The sequence below is a fragment of the Actinophytocola sp. genome (genome assembly GCF_009379765.1).
GTDB lineage: Bacteria > Actinomycetota > Actinomycetes > Mycobacteriales > Pseudonocardiaceae > Actinophytocola.
Map to the genome: position 1 here is coordinate 18,302 of NZ_WHTD01000080.1, position 18,109 is coordinate 36,410.

17 protein-coding genes are annotated in these 18,109 nt (G+C 72.1%); 9 read left to right on the forward strand and 8 right to left on the reverse strand.

Translation table 11 applies throughout. The annotated features are described in order from the left end of the window. Nucleotides 1-8: 8 nt before the first annotated feature. The 5 genes from GEV28_RS23415 to GEV28_RS23435 are packed head-to-tail and all read left to right on the forward strand — an operon-like array spanning nt 9 to nt 5,076. Nucleotides 9-248 (forward strand): acyl carrier protein, encoded by a 240-nt coding sequence (locus GEV28_RS23415; protein ID WP_291414270.1) that lies wholly within the window; start codon nt 9-11, stop codon nt 246-248. After that, nucleotides 248-1,483 (forward strand): beta-ketoacyl synthase, encoded by a 1,236-nt coding sequence (locus GEV28_RS23420; RefSeq protein ID WP_291414271.1) that lies wholly within the window; start codon nt 248-250, stop codon nt 1,481-1,483. Before GEV28_RS23415 ends, GEV28_RS23420 begins: the two co-directional genes overlap by 1 nt. A 30-nt stretch (nt 1,484-1,513) precedes the next feature. Further along, entirely contained in the window at nt 1,514-2,221 is a 708-nt protein-coding gene (locus tag GEV28_RS23425; RefSeq protein ID WP_291414272.1) for an HAD family hydrolase, read from the forward strand. Between the two features lie 30 nt (nt 2,222-2,251). Then, on the forward strand, nt 2,252-4,093 hold the full coding sequence (locus GEV28_RS23430; protein ID WP_291414273.1) for a PEP-utilizing enzyme: 1,842 nt from the start codon (nt 2,252-2,254) through the stop codon (nt 4,091-4,093). Next, nucleotides 4,090-5,076, forward strand: coding sequence for a PEP/pyruvate-binding domain-containing protein (locus GEV28_RS23435; RefSeq protein WP_291414274.1), 987 nt, complete (start codon nt 4,090-4,092; stop codon nt 5,074-5,076). The genes GEV28_RS23430 and GEV28_RS23435 overlap by 4 nt, the downstream gene beginning before the upstream one ends. Before the next feature lie 126 nt (nt 5,077-5,202). On the opposite strand, the gene GEV28_RS23440 is transcribed toward GEV28_RS23435, so the two are convergent. Beyond that, nucleotides 5,203-5,361, reverse strand: a complete 159-nt coding sequence (locus GEV28_RS23440) for a hypothetical protein (RefSeq protein ID WP_291414275.1) — start codon at nt 5,359-5,361, stop codon at nt 5,203-5,205. 208 nt (nt 5,362-5,569) lie between these two features. Here GEV28_RS23440 and GEV28_RS23445 point away from each other — a divergent pair, with 208 nt between their 5' ends. The 3 genes from GEV28_RS23445 to GEV28_RS23455 all read left to right on the forward strand — a co-directional run bounded on the left by GEV28_RS23445 (nt 5,570) and on the right by GEV28_RS23455 (nt 8,364). Then, nucleotides 5,570-6,502: a hypothetical protein gene (locus GEV28_RS23445; protein WP_291414276.1), complete on the forward strand. Its 933-nt coding sequence runs from the start codon at nt 5,570-5,572 to the stop codon at nt 6,500-6,502. Between the two features lie 180 nt (nt 6,503-6,682). Continuing rightward, the gene (locus tag GEV28_RS23450) at nt 6,683-7,486 is read left to right on the forward strand and encodes an AfsR/SARP family transcriptional regulator (protein ID WP_291414277.1); all 804 of its coding nucleotides are present in this window, start codon (nt 6,683-6,685) and stop codon (nt 7,484-7,486) included. 284 nt (nt 7,487-7,770) lie between these two features. Next, nucleotides 7,771-8,364 (forward strand): dihydrofolate reductase family protein, encoded by a 594-nt coding sequence (locus GEV28_RS23455; protein ID WP_291414278.1) that lies wholly within the window; start codon nt 7,771-7,773, stop codon nt 8,362-8,364. Nucleotides 8,365-8,548: 184 nt separating this feature from the next. Here the strand turns inward: GEV28_RS23455 and GEV28_RS23460 are convergent, their stop codons facing one another. From GEV28_RS23460 to GEV28_RS23485, 6 genes are all read right to left on the reverse strand, one after another. Further along, on the reverse strand, nt 8,549-8,785 hold the full coding sequence (locus tag GEV28_RS23460) for a nuclear transport factor 2 family protein (RefSeq protein WP_291414279.1): 237 nt from the start codon (nt 8,783-8,785) through the stop codon (nt 8,549-8,551). 103 nt (nt 8,786-8,888) lie between these two features. Next, nucleotides 8,889-10,052, reverse strand: a complete 1,164-nt coding sequence (locus tag GEV28_RS23465; protein ID WP_291414280.1) for a VWA domain-containing protein — start codon at nt 10,050-10,052, stop codon at nt 8,889-8,891. Next, nucleotides 10,049-12,247, reverse strand: a complete 2,199-nt coding sequence (locus GEV28_RS23470) for a DUF5682 family protein (protein WP_291414281.1) — start codon at nt 12,245-12,247, stop codon at nt 10,049-10,051. Before GEV28_RS23470 ends, GEV28_RS23465 begins: the two co-directional genes overlap by 4 nt. 168 nt (nt 12,248-12,415) lie before the next feature. Then, nucleotides 12,416-13,495 (reverse strand): AAA family ATPase, encoded by a 1,080-nt coding sequence (locus GEV28_RS23475; RefSeq protein ID WP_291414282.1) that lies wholly within the window; start codon nt 13,493-13,495, stop codon nt 12,416-12,418. After that, nucleotides 13,492-14,889, reverse strand: coding sequence for a DUF5691 domain-containing protein (locus tag GEV28_RS23480; protein WP_291414283.1), 1,398 nt, complete (start codon nt 14,887-14,889; stop codon nt 13,492-13,494). The genes GEV28_RS23475 and GEV28_RS23480 overlap by 4 nt, the downstream gene beginning before the upstream one ends. Before the next feature lie 14 nt (nt 14,890-14,903). Beyond that, entirely contained in the window at nt 14,904-16,217 is a 1,314-nt protein-coding gene (locus GEV28_RS23485; RefSeq protein ID WP_291414284.1) for an SWIM zinc finger family protein, read from the reverse strand. A gap of 275 nt (nt 16,218-16,492) precedes the next feature. Between GEV28_RS23485 and GEV28_RS23490 the strand changes: the two genes are divergently transcribed. Beyond that, entirely contained in the window at nt 16,493-17,482 is a 990-nt protein-coding gene (locus GEV28_RS23490; RefSeq protein ID WP_291414285.1) for an ATP-dependent DNA ligase, read from the forward strand. Nucleotides 17,483-17,586: 104 nt separating this feature from the next. Here GEV28_RS23490 and GEV28_RS23495 read toward each other — a convergent pair. Beyond that, a partial coding sequence (locus GEV28_RS23495) for an SgcJ/EcaC family oxidoreductase (protein ID WP_291414286.1) occupies nt 17,587-18,109 on the reverse strand: 523 nt, incomplete at its 5' end.

The following is an 18,109-nucleotide window of genomic DNA, read 5'->3' on the forward strand; positions in this document are numbered from 1 at the left end:
ACACGACAATGACAGCTATCGAGGAGTGCATCACGAAAATCCTGCTCGAGGACTTCAAGGTCCGGGACGGGTCCATCTGCAGGGACACCACGTTGGCCGATCTCGGCTTCGACTCGCTGGTGATCGTGGAGCTGGCCCTGGTCCTGGACAACGAGTTCGGCATCGCTCTCGAGGACGGCGAGCTCGCCGACTCGATGACCATCACCGATGCTGCTGAGCTGCTGGTCGCCAAGGGCGCGGTGTGTTGATGCCGGCCGAACGGCGCTCGTTCGGTGTCGCGATCACCGGGCTCGGGCTGGTGACACCGGCCGGCATCGGGATCGACCAGAACCGGGACCGGGTGTGGTCGGGGATCTCCAGCGCGACGCGCGACGACGCGCTACGGGGTTGCCCGGTCGACTTCAGCTGCCGGGTACCGGGTTTCGACGCGGACGCCATGATCGGCGGCTTCGTGGCACGCGGACTCGACCGGTTCGCGCAGCTGGCAATCGTGGCCGCGCGCCAGGCCGTCGAGGACGCGCGGCTGGACGCCAGCACGTGGGACGGCGCCAGGGTCGGCGTGGTGCTCGGGAACTCCCTCGGCGGGGTGCAGTCGATCGAGGCGGGCCACGTGGCGATGAGCGAGGGAGGGCCGCGCAAGGTGTCCCCGCTCATGGTGCCCAGATACATGGTCAACATGGTCGCCGCCCAGGTCGCGATCGACCTCGGGGCGAGAGGACCGAGCCAGGTCACGGCTACCGCGTGCGCGTCCGGCGCCACGGCGGTGGGTGTCGCGCGCGAGCTGCTGCGTCGGGGTGCGTGCGACGTCGTCATCACCGGCGGTACCGAGGCCGCACTGACGCCGCTGGCCGTCAGCGGACTCAGCCGGTTGGGAGCGCTGTCCGGCCGGACCGACGAGCCAGAGCTGGCATCCCGCCCGTTCGACACCGACCGCGACGGTTTCGTGCCGGGAGAGGGCGCGGGTGTCCTGATCCTGGAACGGGTGGCGGACGCCCGCGCGCGTGGCGTACCGGTCCGCGCAGTGGTGCGCGGGTACGGCGCGTCGACCGATGCTCACCACCCCACGGCTCCGGCGCCGGGCGGCGAAGGGATCGAGCAGGCACTGCGTGCCGCCCTCACCGACGCCGGGCTCGGCGGCTCGGACGTCGACCACGTCAACGCGCACGGCACGTCGACCCCGGTCGGCGACGTCGTCGAGGGGCAAATGCTGCGCCGGGTGCTCGGCGACCGCGCGCTCGTGACCTCCACCAAGGGCGTCACCGGCCATCCGCTCGCCGCCGCGGGAGCCATCGAGGCCGGGTACACGGCGCTGGCCATCCAGCACGGCAGTGTCCCGCCGACGGCCAACCTCACCCGGCTCGAACCCGAGCTCGACATCGACGTGGTGCACGGCGCACCGCGAGCCGCGTCGATCGACGTCGCCGTGAGCACGTCGATGGGCTTCGGCGGGCACAACGCCGCACTCGTGCTGACCGCCGCCTAACCGATCACCCGCCGACCTTCGGAGAACGACATGAGCACGCTGAACAAGATCCGCCTCGTCGCGCTGGACAGCGACGGAGTGCTGCTCAACGACACCTACAGCCCGGTGATCGAGCGTTTCGTGACCAAACACGGCGGCGTCTACACCGCCGCGGTGGAACGCGGCGTCTGGGGGTCGCCGCAGCTGGCGGCGGGCCAGAACATGGCGTTGGCCTGCAAGTTGCCCTGGTCGGCGAAGGACACCATCGCGGCGTTCTTCCGCGAGCGGGAGGAATACCTCGAGACCAACCCGGTCGAGGTGATGCCGGGCGCGGCCGAGCTCCTGACCACGTTGGCCGGCCTCGGGGTGCGGGTCACGTGCTACGGCGGCAGGGACCGCGGGTACACGTTCGACAAGCACCTCGGGCACCTGGCGGAGTTCTTCGACCCCGAGATCTCCTACGTCGACGTCAACGACGTCAGGCCCGGCATGAAGGAGATCGTGCTGGACATCTTCGGCTACGCGTTCGATGAGGTGGTCTTCATCGACGACATCAACCGGGTCGCCGAGGTCAGCAAGGCGCTCGGGGCGGGTTTCATCGGCGTTCCGGCCAGCATGCCGCACAACTTCCAGCGCGCCGAGATGGCGGCGACCGGTGTGCGGTACCAGGTCGACGACATTCGCCGGATCGACGCCACGCTGCTGGAGAAGATCGACGAGGAGCTCGCCGCCGGCACCCACTGGCAGGGCCGGCCGTAGGCGCCGCACGGCGAGAACAGGAGTTGGACAATGGCAGACCCACGACGTTTCGCGTACTTCCGTGAGACCGAGCCACCGCGCGGCGGCGAGGGCTGGGAGTCGATGTACCCCTACTACCTCGTCCCCGCGGAGGAGACCCGGACCGAGGAGGAGTCCCGGCTCTGGTTCGCCGACACGATGCACTGGTCGCGCGGCTGCCACCCGCTCGACAGCGTCATCGCCGAGGCGGCCTACCTCGGCGCCGGCCAGAACAGCACCCGAATCTTCGCGCTGCCGGCGTCGCTCGGGCAGGACGTGCGCGTGCACCACGGCTACGTCTACATCTCGCCGGTCCCGGTCACCGACCCGGAGGAGATCGCTCGTCGCGCCGAGCACTTCCATCCGCGGGCCGGCTACTACTACGAGAACTGGGACGAGCTGTACGCCCGCTGGAAGCACAAGGTGGCCGGCGTCATCGACGACATGCGCTCGGTCGCGTTCCCGTCGCTGCCCGAGTACGAACCGATAGAGGTCGTCACCGAGGCACGGGGACGATCCACGGCCTGGGAGGTAATCGCCGACTACCGGCGGCTGATCGACGACCTGTTCGTGGTCTGGCAGCACCACTTCGAGTTCCTCAACCTCGGCTACGGCGGCTACATCGTCTTCTTCGAGTTCTGTCGGGAGGCCTTTCCGGAGATCTCGGAGCAGGCCATCGCGCGGATGGTCGCCGGCATCGACGTGGTCGCCTTCCGGCCGGACGACGAGCTGCGGGGGCTCGCCGTTCTCGCCCGTGACCTCGGCGTGGACCACGTGGTCACTGGAGACGACCCGCGGCGCACCTTCACGGCGATGGCGGGCACGGCGAAGGGACGGCGGTGGCTGCGGGCCTACGAGAAGGCCAAGGATCCGTGGTTCAACTACTTCGCCGAGTACGGCTTCACCCACGACCAGGACACCTGGCTCGGCAATCCGGGCATCCCGCTGACCGGCATCGCCCGCTACATCACCCGCCTGCGCGCAGGGGAGGAGATCGCCCGGCCGGTGGCCAGGTTGCGGGCCGAGCGCGACGAGATCGTCGCGGAGTATCGCGGCTTGCTCACCGAGGACGAGGCCGCCCAGTTCGACGAGCTGCTCGGACTCGCGCGGCGGGTGTTCCCCTACATCGAGGAGCACAACATCTACGTCGAGCACTGGGCCCACGCCGTGTTCTGGCAGAAGATGTGGGAGCTCGGAGACTTCCTGGTCGACTCCGGGTTCGCCACGGCTCGCGACGACGTGTTCTACCTCAACCGCTTCGAGTTGGAGGCGGTGCTGCACGACATCGTCCAGTCCTGGGCGATCGGCGTCGCGCAGCGCGGCGCCCGGCGGTGGGCGAGCGAGATCGAACGGCGCCGCGTGATCGTGGCGGCGCTGCGGTCGGCCACCCCACGGCCGGCTTACGGCACGCCGCCGGACCGGGTCACCGATCCTTTCGCGATCATGAACTTCGGCATCACCACCGAGCGGGTCGCCGCGTGGCTCGGCCCGGACGGCGGCGGGGACCGCCTGACCGGCGTCGGAGGCTCGCCCGGCGTCGTGGAGGGCACGGTCCGGCTGCTGCGGTCCGAGCAGGAGCTCGGCGACCTTCGGCCGGGTGAGGTGCTGGTCTGCCCGATCTCCGCGCCGTCGTGGGGGCCGGCGTTCTCCGTCGCCGCCGGCATCGTCACCGACACCGGCGGCATGATGTGCCACGCCGCCATCGTCTGTCGCGAGTACGGGCTGCCCGCTGTCGTCGGCGCCGGGTTCGCCACCACGCGGCTGCGCACGGGCGACCGGGTGCGCCTCGACGGCACGACCGGTGAGGTGGTCGTGCTGAACGCCGCGAGCGGGCCCACCGTGGCGGCGGCGTGAGCGCGGCGTACACCAGCCGGCTCGACGAGTCGCGGTGCCTGGACCGTCGCGAGTTCGGTGGCAAGGCGGCCGGGCTGGCCGGGCTCGCGGCCGCCGGGATGCCCGTCGCGCCGGGGTTCGCTGTCGGTGCCGCCGCCTACCGCGCGTTTCTCGACGAGGTGGGTGGTCGGGGCTCCGCTCCGGACACCGCTCGGCTGATGGCGGAGGCGCCGGTCCCCGAGCGCGTGGTGACCGCGATCCGAGAGGGCTACCAACGGTTGTGCGCCGAGACCGGCGCCACCCTCGTCCCGGTCGCCGTCCGGTCGAGTGCCACCGCCGAGGACTCTGCCGCGGCCAGCTTCGCCGGCGGATTCGACACCTGGGTGGACGTCGTCGGAGCCGAGGACGTCGTCGCCGCCGTGCGCCGTTGCTGGGCCGGTGTGTGCACCGCGCGCGCCACCGGCTACGCCACGGCGATCGGCGTCGACCCGACGGGCATCGAGATGGCGGTGGTGGTGCAGCGGATGATCTGCGCGCGTTCCGCCGGAGTCATGTTCACCATCAGCCCGGTGACCGGCGACCGCTCCCGCATCGTGGTGGAGGCGAGCTGGGGCGTCGGCCTGGCCGTGGTCGGCGGCGACGTGACGCCCGACCGTTGGGTCGTCGACAAGGTCGGGCTGACCGTGGTCGAGCACACCCCGGGCGACAAGCGCGTCGAGTACCGGCACGGTGCCGCGGCGGTCGCCGTCGACCCGGCCCGGTCGGCGCAACCTTGCCTGACCGACGACGAGGTGATCGCGCTGGCCCGGCTGGGCAAGCAGCTCGATCGCCGGCGAGGCGGCCCGCAGGACATCGAGTTCGCCATGGACGGCGGGAACCCGGTACTGCTGCAGTGCCGCCAGGAAACGGTGTGGTCCACCCGCCCACGGCGGCCCAGGTTTCCCCCCGGCCAAAGCCCAACAGGTTGGATCAGCGGCGCGGTGACCCCGAAATCGTCCTGGTGACGAAAATGGAAACGGGATGGTCGCGGCATCCGCGGCGACGCCGAACCATCCCGCTACTGATATTCCTCGGTACCGATGCCGCTTACCCGGTCATCCGATTGACGCGCCAAGTGCGCGGTATCGGCCTCAGTACTGGATGCCGTCCATGGTCATCTGGCGGCAGGGTACGGGGTCTTGCCAGCCACAGTCGGCCACGGTTGTCGACGGACCGACCGTCAGCACGGTTCCGACGATCCCGACGATCAGGCTGGCCGCGAAAGCGGCGATTTTGCGGATAATGGACATGAAGTCCCTCCGGTGCTTGGATTTCTGGACTTTCCACAGAGCGGAAACTCCGCTCGAGAACGAGTCAACGACCGGTCGCCTTCGTTTGACACTTGGTGGAGCTTGTGCCGCATATCGCCAGGCGATAGTGGAGCGATAGGGGACGGTTAACCGCACGGTCGACATTGATCCGGAACAGAGGTCGGTGTGTGCCGGGAGGGCGAAGGCGATGTCCGAGACGATCCTTCAGCTGAGCGCCGAGGACGTGTGGAGCGCGCTCGAGGTGATCGACCCGGTCGCCGTGCTGGCCGAGGAGCTGATCGGCCGGACCGTCGGGCACGCGGAGGAGGAAGTCGGCCGGCTCACCCCGTGGACCGGCTACGGCACTCGCACCAACGCCTCGGCGTTGGTGGCGCTCGAACATCCGGATGTTGACGGCCGGTGTGTGCTGCCGGCGGCGAGCCTGCGGATGTTCCAGTCGGCGGCGCTGGCCGCGATCGCCGCCCGCGAGCTGCTCGTCCCGGGCGGCGTCACCGTCGCGATGCTCGGCGCGACGCAGGCCATGCAGCCACAGCTCGCCGTCATCGCCCGGCACGTTCCCGACATCAGCCACGTCGCGATCTGCCTCGCCGACCTGAGCCGATCGAACCTGCTCGAGGCCAGGTTGGTCGACCTGCTCGAGCTGAGCGGCATCGGATTGTCCGTGACGACCACGTGGCCGGACACCGTGTTCGGAGCCAACCTGGTGGTCGCCACCAGCGAAGGGGTCGTCCGGCAGGATCTGAGCGGGATGCGGGTCGGGCAACTCGCCAGGGGGGCGGTGCTTGTCAACGCCACCGGCCGGAACCTGCCGGCGGAGCTGGTCGACCGGATGGCCGAGGTGTACGTGGACGACTTCTCGCTGCTGCCCGGCAACGGGGATCGGTACATCGTGTCCACGCACCTGCTGGCGACCGCCGGCGACACCGGCGTCGAGCAGACCGGACGGTACATCGCCGCCGATCTCGGCCAGTTGCTGGCCGGCGAGCACGGCGGCCGCGAGCACGAGGACAACCGGGTCCTGGTCGAGCTGTTGAGCGGGCGCCGCCTGAACGTGCAGCTGGCCTACCGGATCCTGCAGGCCGCGCGGCGCAACGGCCTCGGCAGCCGGTTCGAGCTGTGAGTCTTGCCGTCAGCGCCAAGAACTCGATGGGAGAGCGATTCCTGTCGATTTCTTCGGACCGTTGTACATCTTTGTCAAAGGAAGAGGTCCCTGTTGCGACAATAAATCCGTTCGTCGAACTGGTGGACGGATATTTCGAGTTGTCCGCCGAATAGTGTTGCACGATGAAATGAGTGTGTCATGCGAGTAGAGATCAATGTTCTCGGCCCACTCAAGGTCTCCGTAGCCGGCGTCTCGATCGTTCCGACGGCGAGCAAGCCGTGCCACCTGCTGGCGATGCTCGCGCTCAACGCGGGGCGCGTGGTGACAGTGGCCGCGCTGGCCGAGGAAATCTGGGGCTATCAGCCGCCGCGCAGCGGCGTACCGACTTTACACACTTACATTCTCAAGTTACGTAGGAGGCTGCAGGACGCGCTCGACGGTCAGGACGACAAGGCCGCAAAGGATCTCCTGGTCACCCGGCGGTCCGGCTATCTGCTGAACGTCGAGCCGGAGGCGGTGGACGCCGTCAAGTACGACCGGCTCTCCGCCGAGGGGCGCCGGGCGGTCAACGACGGCGACTACGAGAAGACGTCCCAGCGGCTGAGCGAGGCGCTGGGGCTGTGGCGTGGGCCTGCGCTCGCCGATGTCACCATCGGGCCGCAGCTCGCGATCGATGTGATGCGGCTGAACGAGAATCGGCTCGGTGACCTGCATCTGCGGATCGACGCCGACCTGCGGCTGGGCCGACACCACCAGCTGCTCGGCGAGCTGGCGACACTGTGTGCCCAGCACCCGTTGCTGGAGAACTTCTGTGCCCTGCAAATGGTGGCGTTGTACCGTTCGGGCCGGCGCAGCCAGGCACAGGCGGCCTATCGGCACCTGCGTGCGGACATGGTCGACCAGCTCGGCGTCGAGCCGTCGCCCCGGCTACGGCAACTGCACCACGCGATCGTCATCGGTCACGCGGCTGTCGACGACCCGACCCTCGCTGTCACCGGTTGACCTGGCGAGCGGGACCGTTCTGGAGCTGCCCGGTCCTCGTCGGGGACGGCGAGCCGCCCACACATCCGGCCCAGTCTGGACGAGTACCTGGCCGCTCGTACGGCGTCGACGCCGTCGAGTGGGCCACGTTGGAGTTGAACGCCTCGGCAACCGCGTTGTCTGCTCAGTCAGCGGTGCCGCCGGAGCCGGAGCCGCGCCGGCCGTGTGCATACTCGGAGTGCGCGCCGTACCGGACGAAGGGCACAATACCGCGGGAACGGTGAGGTTTCGACGAGGGGGGTTGGATGGGAATCATCTTCTCCAGTTTCTCGATGTCCTTGGACGGGTTCATCGCCTATCCGGACGACTCGGTGGGGGAGCTCTTCGACTGGTACGACAACGGGGACGTGGAGATCAAGCCACCGGGTTATCCGATCATGTTCAGGATGTCCGAGGCGAGCGCGAGGTACTGGCGCCAGAACGAGACCGAGGGGGCGTTCATCTCCGGTCGGCGCATCTTCGACTACACCAACGGCTGGGGCGGCAAGCCGCCGAACAACTCGCCCACGTTCGTCGTGACCCATCGTCCGCCGCCTGCGGACTGGCCGCCGACCCCGGACGCGCCCTTCACCTTCGTCGACAGCCTGGACCGCGCCCTGGCGCAGGCACGCGCCGTGGCAGGGGACGGGGACATCGGCGTCGCGGGCCCTGACATCGCCCAGCAGTGCCTGAACATGGGCGTGCTCGGCGAGATCCGGCTCGACCTGGTGCCGGTGTTCTTCCACGAGGGTGTCCGCTACTTCGACAACATCGACAACGACAAGGTCCGGCTCGAGCTGGTCCAGGTCGTCGAGGGCACGAAGGTCACCCACATGCGGTACAAGGTGACCTACGCCTGAGCCGACCGCCTCCCGCGTGTGCGAAGGTCGTGCCCACCCCGGCGACGGGAGCGGGCTCGTCCTTCTCGTGGGGACCGGGGATCAGCCCGTGCGCACGTCCGGGAGGTGCGCGGTTCGCTCGGTGGCGTCGTGGGACATGGCCGAAGGGCGACCCGCGCCGGTGGTCGGTCGCCGAGCCGCTGGCTCAGCCGGCGTTACCGTCGCCGATGTCGAGGAGCTCGTCGGTGCGGAACGTGGCGTGGGCCGCGATGATCTTCCACCCCGACTGGTCGTGGATCCAGGTTCGGTTTCCGTCCGGCCCGGTGAACCGTGCCTCGTCGTCGATCAGCTCGGCCAGTGCGTCGACATCGGAGGTCAGCTGGGCGGCCTGGAGGCGCCGTTCGGCCGCGCGGAGGCTTTCGGTGTGGTCGTCGTTCGGCATGTTCCCACCGTGGCGGCCGGCCGGCCGGCACGGTCCCGCGTTCCGCTGCTGGCGGATCCGCTGAGCGCGAAGCCCACCCTCGACGTCGAAGGCGACCGCACGCTCACCCCTCCTCGGGTGGCGCGGCCAGCTGGATGTCGTTATTGCCGGCCCAGGTGGTGAGGTCGTCGCGCTGGATGGCGGCGGCGACCAGGTCGGGGAACTGGTCGGGGGTGCACGCGAAGGTTGGGATGCCGAGCGCGGCGAGCGCGGCGGCGTTGTCGTGGTCGTAGGCGGGGGCGCCGTCGTCGGACAGGGCCAGCAGGCACACCACCTGCATCTCGCTCGCGACCATCGCCTGCGCCCGGCGCAGCATCTCGTCGTTGTCGCCGCCCTCGTAGAGGTCGCTGATCAGCACGAAGATCGTGTCCCGCGGGTTGTCGACCCTCGTCTGGCAGTAGGCGAGCGCGGCGTTGATGTCGGTGCCGCCGCCGAGCTGCACGCCGAACAGCAGCTCCACCGGGTCGGTCACGAGGTCGGTGAGGTCGACGACCGCGGTGTCGAACGCGACGACCTGGGTGCGCAGCGACCGCACCGACGCGAGCACCGCGCCGAACACCCCCGCGTACACCACCGACGACGCCATTGAGCCGCTCTGGTCCATGCACAGCACGATCTCCCGGCTGACCTGCGGGAGCCGGCGCCCGTAGCCGACCAGCCGCTCGGGGACGACCGTGCGGTGCGCGGGCTGGTAGTGCCTGAGGTTGGCGAGGATCGTGCGGTTCCAGTCGATGTCGGCGGCCCGCGGCCGGCTCGTCCGACCGGCCCGGTGCAGCGCGCCGCTGACCGCCTGCCGGGTCGGCTGGGCCAGCTTGCGCTCCAGCTCGTCGACCACCTGGCGCACCACGGCCCGCGCGGTCTCCCGCGAGCGCTCGGGGATCGCCTGGTTGAGGCTCAGCAGCGTGCCCACGAGGTGCACGTCCGGCTGCACGGCGTCGAGGAGCTCCGGCTCGAGCAGCAGCTGCCGCAGCCCCAGCCGGTCCATCGCGTCGCGCTGCATCACCTGGACGACCGAGGCGGGGAAGTACCCGCGGATGTCGCCGAGCCAGCGCGCCACCCGCGGTGCGGACCCACCGAGCCCGCCGCGCTTCTTCTCCCCGCCGTACAAGGCATCCAACGTCGCGTCCCGCTTGGCGTCCATTCCGGACAGCTCGGCACCGGTGCCGTCGGCGTCGGACCCGTCGCCGCCGCCGAGGATCAGCCGCCACCGCCGCAACCGCTCACTCACGACGTCCCCCCAAGGATCTCCAGCAGCCTCGGCAGGACCCGGGCCGCGCGGTCGTGGTCGATGTCGACGTCCGCGGTCGCGACCGTGCCGCCGGCGCCCCGGTCGAGCCGGCCGACCTGGACGCCGATGCCGCGCCGCTCGGCCGGGGCGAAGTCGGCGAACGTGCGGCGCAGCAACGGAAGCAGATGGTCGAACACCTCGCCGGCCACCCCGGTCGCCCACCGGTCGACGACCGCGAGCAGCTCCGGCTCATGGACCAGCAGGGCCGCCTCGCCGGAGAGGAACCCGTCGAGCCAGCCGGCCGCCTGCACCGCGTCGGCCGCGGACGACAGCCGCAGCGACAGCCGCCGGCCCGCCTCGGTGACGTCGACCAGACCGGCGTCGAGCAGCAGCCGGGTGGCCCGCCCGGACACGAGCCCGTGCACCCCTGGCTGCTCGGCCACCACGCCCAGCGCCCGCTGCCACTCCGTGCGCAGCTCCGGCTGGTCCAGCAACGCGATGCCGCGCTGCACCCCGTCGAGCAGCTCGCGCACGGCGGCCGCCGCGTCGTCGTCCAGCGCCGCGCACGCGGCCGGCAGCCCGACCGCCACCCGGGTGACGACCCCGGCCAGCACCCGCTGCACCAGCTCGGTGTCCGCCCGCCGGACGTTGCCGTAGCGGCGCACCCGGGCCATCGGCTCGACCGCGGCCATCAGCCGGGTCGTGTCGTGCTGGCGCGCGGCCCGTTCGTCCAATGCGGACAGTACGGTGGCGAGCGCGGCCGGCAGGTCGGCGACGAGCGTGGTCTCCACCAGCTCGGCGAGCACCGCGACGTCCGCGTCGGCCGCGCGCTGGCCCACCACCGAGGTCGCCGCCTGCTCGATCGTGGTGCCGTGCCCGCTGGCCTCGATGAGCGCGACCTCCAGCTCCGGGCGCCACTCGATCGTCCACGCCTCGCGGAACGTGCCCCGGGTCCGCACCACCTCCGCCGGCCGGCCCCACGGCACGTCCAGCAGCAGCAACCGGTGGAAGAGCTTGCTGCGCCCCAGATGTGACTCGGTCCGCAGGTCCAGGTCGAGAGTCTGCTCGGCCGCGCTCTGCCGCAGCCGCAGACGCTTGCGCGCCGCGGCGAGGTCCCGCGCGAGCGGCACCATCGGCGTGTCGGCGGGCACCCGGCCCAGGATGTCGCCGACGAGGAGCTTGCGTGCGACCAACGTCATCGGCACCGGTGAGCCGCCGAACAGCACCGCCTGCGCGGACTCCATCACCTCGGCGAGGCCCGGCAGCGGCCGGCCGCGCAGGCCGGCGAGCGCGTGCGCCAGCCGGACCGCCTCGATGACCGCCGCCGACGACACGTCGTGCCGCTGGCCGCGCAGCAGCCGGGCCACCCGCACGAGCCACCGGGTGACGACCTCGTCCGGCGCGGTGAACAGGTGGTGGTACCAGCCGGGGGAGTCGATGCCGGCGCCGTAGCCGCTGGCCCTGGCGAGCCGGCTGGACGTCCACGGCACCCAGGTCGCGGCCACCTTGGTGGCGCGCAGGCCTTTCAGCAGGGTGGTGTCCGACGTGGCCGTCGGGAAGTCCGCCGGCACCAGGACGGGCGCGTGCCAGGCGCCGCACACCACCGCGATCGTCCCCGGCTCGCCGCGCCGCGCGGCTCGCAGCACCCGGCGCATCGCGGCCTCCCGCCGCCGCGTCCCCAGGTCGACGTCCTGGCCCTCGCGCAGCGTCCGCATCGCCTCCAGCACCGCGGCGAACACGTCGAGGCCGTGGTAGCGCAGCTCGATCGCGTCCTCCCACCAGCGCTCCGCGTCGTCGTAGCCCGCGGCCTCGGCGAGCGTGGCGATCGGGTCGAACCGGTCCGCGCCGCGGTCGTCGGTCCCGTCGGCACCGAGCACGAGCGCGTTGGCCGCGGGCAGGTCGAGGAACCGGGCCGGGCGGTCGTGCTCGACGGCCCAGCGCAGCGCGACCCACTCCGGCGAGAACACCGCCATCGGGTAGAACGCCGCCGTGGCCGGGTTGTCGACCGCGTAGGTGAGCCCCGCGACCGGCGGCCGCATGTCCGCCGCCGCGACGAGCGGCGCGACCGAGTCCAGCTCGGGCGGGCCCTCGATCAGCACGAGCGCGGGGTCCAGCTCGTCGAGCGCGGCGCGGACCGCGCGGGCCGAACCGGGCCCGTGGTGCCGAATGCCCAGGATATGGGTGCTCGATGACACTGGTTCGCTCGCAAGCTCGCTCAGGACTCCCCCTCGCGGGCTCGGTGGAGCCGCTCGCGGTCGCCCTGTGACATTGGTTCGCTCGCAGGCTCGCTCAGGACTCCCCCTCGCGGGCTCGGTGGAGCCGCTCGCGGTCGCCCTGTGACATTGGTTCGCTCGCAGGCTCGCTCACGCCAGTTCTCGGCAAGCCCGGTAAAGGTCGGCCCACGGCTTGCGCTCGCGCACGACGGCCTCCAGGTACTCCTGCCACACCAGCCGGTCGGCGACCGGGTCCTTGATCACCGCGCCGTGCAGCCCGGCGGCCACGTCCCCGGCCCGCACCACGCCGTCGCCGAAGTGCGCGGCGAGCGCGATCCCGTTGGTCATCACGGAGATCGCCTCCGCGGTGGACAGCGTCCCGGACGGCGACTTGATCTTGGTGCGGCCGTCCGAGGTGACCCCGTCGCGCAGCTCGCGGAACACCGTGACCACGCGGCGGATCTCGTCGACCGCCTCCGGCTCGGCCGGCAGCCGCAGCGTCTCGCCGAGCTGGCTCACCCGCAGCCGGACGATCTCCACCTCGGACTCGACGTCGTCGGGCAGCGGCAGCACGACGACGTTGAACCGGCGCTTGAGCGCGGCGGACAGGTCGTTGACGCCGCGGTCGCGGTCGTTGGCGGTGGCGATGACGTTGAACCCGCCGAGCGCCTGCACCTCGTCGTCCAGCTCCGGGATGGGCAGCGACTTCTCGCTGAGCACGGTGATGAGCGCGTCCTGCACGTCGGACGGGATGCGGGTGAGCTCCTCGATGCGCGCGATGCCGCCGGTCTGCATGGCCCGCAGCACCGGGCTCGCGACCAGCGCCTTGCGGGACGGGCCTTCCGACAGCAGCCGGGCGTAGTTCCAGCCGTAGCGGATGGCCTCCTCGGGCGTGCCGCTGGTGCCCTGGACGAGCTGGGTGGAGTCGCCGGAGATGGCCGCGGTGAGATGCTCGGACAGCCAGGTCTTGGCGGTGCCGGGGACGCCGAGCAGCAGCAGCGCGCGGTCGGTGGCGAGGGTGGCGACGGCGACCTCGATGAGCCTGCGTGAGCCGAGGTACTTCGGCGTGATCACCATGCCGTTGGCCAGCTCGCCGCCGAGCACGTAGGTGGCGACGGCCCAGGGGGACAGGCGCCAGTTGGGCGGCCGCGGCCGGTCGTCGGCCTTGGCGAGTGCCGCGAGCTCGCCGGCGTGCTCCTGCTCGGCGTGCTGGCGCAGTACCTCGGTCACGTGAACTCCTGCTGGATGGTCCGGCGGATGGTCAAGGCGTGGGCGAGGCCGCGCAGCGTGCGGCGGCGGGCGCGGTTGTCCTCGGGGATGCCGGTGAGCCAGTCCTCGACGGCCGGGAGGGCCGCCGGGTGCAGGTTCTCGGCGAGGCTCTGGAACACCAGCGTGAGCACGCCGTCGAGCTTGGCGTGCCGCAGCGTGGTCGCGATCGTCGTGGAGAAGTCGGCGGGCCACGGACCGGGGCAGGCGGCGAGGAGGCCGGCGAACCGGGCGTCGACCGTGTCCTGTCCGGCGACGATCCGCGTCGCCTCGCCGGGCGTCAGCGCGGCGAGCAGCTCCGGGGTCGGGTTGGCCCGCGCCAGCGCGCGGAGCCATTCCTGGTTCCGCTGCCGCAGCGCGGCCTTCGTCCAGCCGGTGACCAGCTCGGGCGTGGCGCGGTCGATCGACGTGGTCGGTGGCAGCGGCGCGGCGCCGACGATCTGGATGAGCCAGGACGCGCGCAGGCCGTGGCGGAGCTCGCGCTGGTCGACGATGCCGTCCCGGCGGCCCGCGGCGTCCGGCTCGTCGGGGAGCTCGCCGGGCGACGGGATGCGGGCGGCCATCCGGGCGGCGCGGCGGGAGCCCGGCAGCCGGTCGAGCAACGCGGCGGCGGCCGCCCGCACGGTGACCGCCCGGTCGTCCAATGTGGACTCCAGGAACGGTTCGTCCGCGTCGGACAGGCCGGTGGCGAGCGCGTCGAGGAGCCCCGCGCGGGTGGCGGCCTGCTCGCCCGCCCAGGTCGCCTCGACCAGCCGCCGGCCGCGGTCCGGGTGGGTGCGCCGGACCGCGGTGAGCAGCGCGAGCCGCTCGGTGCGGGTGGCGGTGGCGAACCGCTCGTCGACATCCCCGGCGTCGGGCGGCGCGGCCCAGGCCCAGCGCCGGTTGCGCGCGGCGAGCCAGGCCCCGCGCGGCCCGGCGGCCGTGCGCACGGTGTCGCGGAGATGCGGGTTGGCGGTGGCGAGCTGCAGGAGGATGACGAGCAGCCGGGCGGGTGGCCGCCTGCCCGCGGCGGCGCACGCGACCAGCCACTGCTTCGCGAGCAGCTCGTTGCCCCCGTCGATCCGCACGTTGCGGTCCAGCAGCAGCTCGAGCACCTGGGTGGCGGTGTCCGAGGCCTCCGGTCGCGGGTCCTGCTCGGCCGGGGCGGCGATCGCACCGCGCCAGGCGGGCGGCACCCAGCCGGCCCGCCGGTAGGCCCCGAGCACGGCCGCCGACGCGAGCACCGCCGCCTCCGGCCCGTCGGCCTCGACCGCACCCGGATCGACGACCCCCGCCAGGACGTCGTCGGGGAGCCCTCGACGCCCGGTGCCGACCATCGCGGTGCTCAGTAAGGCGTCCCAGTCGCTCCCTGTGCTCATGGTTCGCTCCGCGCTCACAGTGACACCAGCCGGCCGTCGCTCACGAGGCTGCACGGGTGCAGGCTGTCGTCGTACCACTCGCCGAACAGGTCCACCGGGTGCCCGCCGGTGAGCGCGAGCAGCGACAGCAGGTCGGTCTCCGGTGCGAGCGTGAGCGACGTGCCGTCGACGTCCACCAGGACGGCGTGGTCACCACCGGGCACGACCGTGACCGCGCCGAGCGACATCGGGATCCGGGACAGCCACGGGTTGGCCGCCCGCCAGCCGGCCACCAGGTCCAGCGCACCCAGCACCGTCGACGGCGCCGGGAAGCCGTCGCCGGTGGTGATCAGCGGCTCGTCGGCCAGCAGCGCGCGGCGCGGCGACGAGCCCGGGTACAGCGCGAGCTCGACGCCCAGCACCGAGCCCAGCACGTGCGGCACCCGCAACGCCCCGCCGGCCGCCGCCGCGAAGTCCAGCAGCACCGCCACCTCGCCGGTGTCCTCGCCGTAGAGCCACGTCCGCTGGGACAGCAGCCGCTCGTCCTCCTCCTGGCTCAGCCCGACGACCCACCACCGGTCCTCGACCCGCTCGCCGGCCAGCACCTCCTCCGAGCGCCGCGGCCAGCCGAGCACCGCACGCAGGTCGCCCATGGTGGCCGGGGACAGCGACGACCGCCGCCGCCACGCGCGCACCGCCAGGTACCACCGGCCCAGCTGCGCCAGGAGGTACGGCGCCCAGTCGGACCGGACGTGCACCGCGCTGCCCATCCCGCGGACCCGCTCGGCGAGCCCCGGCACCTGGGCGTCGACCAGTCGCGCGGCCGCGGCGTCCCAATACCCCGGCGGCTGCCGGCGCACCCCCGCGAGCCCTTGGCGCACCAGGTCGAACAGCCACCGCTCGAACTCGTCGAGCCCCGCGGTCATCAGGCTCTCGCGCTCGGCCACCCGCTTGGCCTGCGCCTCGGGGTCGGGTGGCGCACCCGACCCGCGGGCCGCCTGCCGGGCCGCGCGGTCGGCACGGTCGTGGGCCCACGCCTCGGCGAAGTCGGCCGCGGCGTCGAGGTCGGCGACGGTCCCGTCGCCCGCCGCCCACAGCAGCAGGAGCGCGAGCCCGTGCTTGCAGGGGAACTTGCGGCTGGGGCAGGTGCAGCGGAAGGCCGGCTCGTTCAGGTCGACCGTGACCTGGTACGGCTCCCGCCCGCTGCCCTGGCACTTGCCCCACACCAGCGAGTCGTTGCTGCCCAGCGCCGACCACGTGCGCGGCCGGGCCAGCGCGCGGGCGGCCTTGGCGGAGCCGCTGTCCGGGGCGAGCCCGAGCACCCGCTCCACCGTCCACCGCGAGCCCACGCCACACCTCTCCCGAACCCGTCACTGGAAGCCAAGACTAGTGCGCGCCACCGACAGGAACCCGCGCCCGAGTGTCGGACTCGCGGGTCGTGAAGGTTGGACTCGCGGGTCCTGAAGGTTGGACTCGCGGGTTTTGGCGGGGCGCTGGTCGGCGAGCGACGGCGGGTCGGTTCGGATGTCGTGGCGGAGGTGTCCCGCCCGCCGAGGACCTCGACCGCGTCCGCCGCGGGCCCGCACGTGTTGACCGAGCTCGCCCGGCACGGTGAGGTGATGGCGTGGCAGCCAAGAAGAGTGCGGAGTCGCGGGACGGCGTTCCCCTCACGAACCTCGACGCGCCCTTGTTCGACGGCGCCGACGCGACCAAGCGTGACCTCGTCGACTATCTCGACGCGGTGGGCGACCGCATCCTCGCGGGCCTGCGCGACCGGCCGCTGTCGGTCATGCGGGTGCGGCCCGGGCAGGCGCCGTTCATGCAGAAGAACGTGCCCAAGTACACCCCGGACTGGGTCCGCACGATCACGATGTGGGCCGAGGCGTCGCACCGCGAGGTGCACTACGCGCTGTGCGACGACCGCCGTACGCTCATCTGGTTCGCCAACCAGCGGGCGGTCGAGTACCACGCCACGCTGTTCCGCGCCGCGGCCATGCTCCACCCGACCCACCTGGTGCTCGACCTGGACCCGCCCGAGACGGCGGGGCCCCAGGGCTTCCGGCAGGCGGTGGCCGCGGCCAAGCTCGTCCGCCGGGCGCTCGCCGACCTCGGCCTCGTCGGCGCGCTGAAGACCAGCGGCGCCAAGGGCGTGCACGTGTTCGTGCCGGTCGAGGACACGACCGACCCGAACGACGCGGCGGCGGCCACTCGCGCGATCGCCGCTCGCGCCGCCCGGCTCGACCCGGACGTCGCCACCACGGCCTACGTCAAGGCCGACCGCGCCGGCAGGGTGTTCGTCGACTCGACCCGCGCGCACGGGGCGACCGTGATCGCCGCGTACAGCCCGCGGCTGCGGCCCGGCGTGCCGGTGTCGTTCCCGGTCGCCTGGGCGGACGCCGACGACGTGGTGCCGCGTGACTTCACCATCCGCAACGCCGCCGGCCTGCTCGGCGACCGCGACCCGTGGGCAGGCGCGCTGCCCGGACCGCAGGCGCTGCCGGCCGACCTGGTCGCCGAGGGCCACGAGATCCCGGTCGCCAGGGTCGTCGCGATGCACGAGGGCAAGCGCCGCAAGCGCGAAGCCGAGCAGGCGGCCGAGCGCGGAGACGGCTAGGGCATGTCCCATGGATCATCGGATACGGGTTGCTGTGGCTTGGCACAGCCTCGCGCCGACCAACGCAAGCTCAGGGGACCGTGACGGTACCCAGCCACCAACCATCAGAGGACCGCACCGTCCGCTGGGACGTAACCAACACTTTGAATTCCGGGGAGGCGGGTCACCTCGGTGTTCTGGTCCGCGATGACGAGCCAGCGGCCGTGCTCGCGGGTCCAGGTGATGCCGATCGCCAGCTGCTGGCGGAACCCGGCCTCCGGCTCGGCGTAGACGGAGTCGAACAGCACGTACGCGGTCGAGCAGCCGTTCACGGCCGTGCGCTTGAGCTCGAGGCTCTGCGTCCAGTCGGTCCTGGCGAAGAAGCCGTCGATGAAGGCGGCCATGTCGGCCTTGCCGGCGAACACCGTCCCACCCGGCAGCACGCCGGTGACGTCGCGGTGCAGCAGCGCGTTGAAGCCACGCGCGTCGCGGTCGTCGGTGGTGGCGACGTAGCGGTCGACCGCCGCGTCGAGCTGCCGGCCGCAGCCGTGCGTCCCGGTCGAGGTGGCCGCCGGGGCGGCGGCCGCGGCGGGGCTGAGCGCGGCCAGCGCGGCGAGGGCGAGGCCGACCGCGGCGGCCCGGTGACGA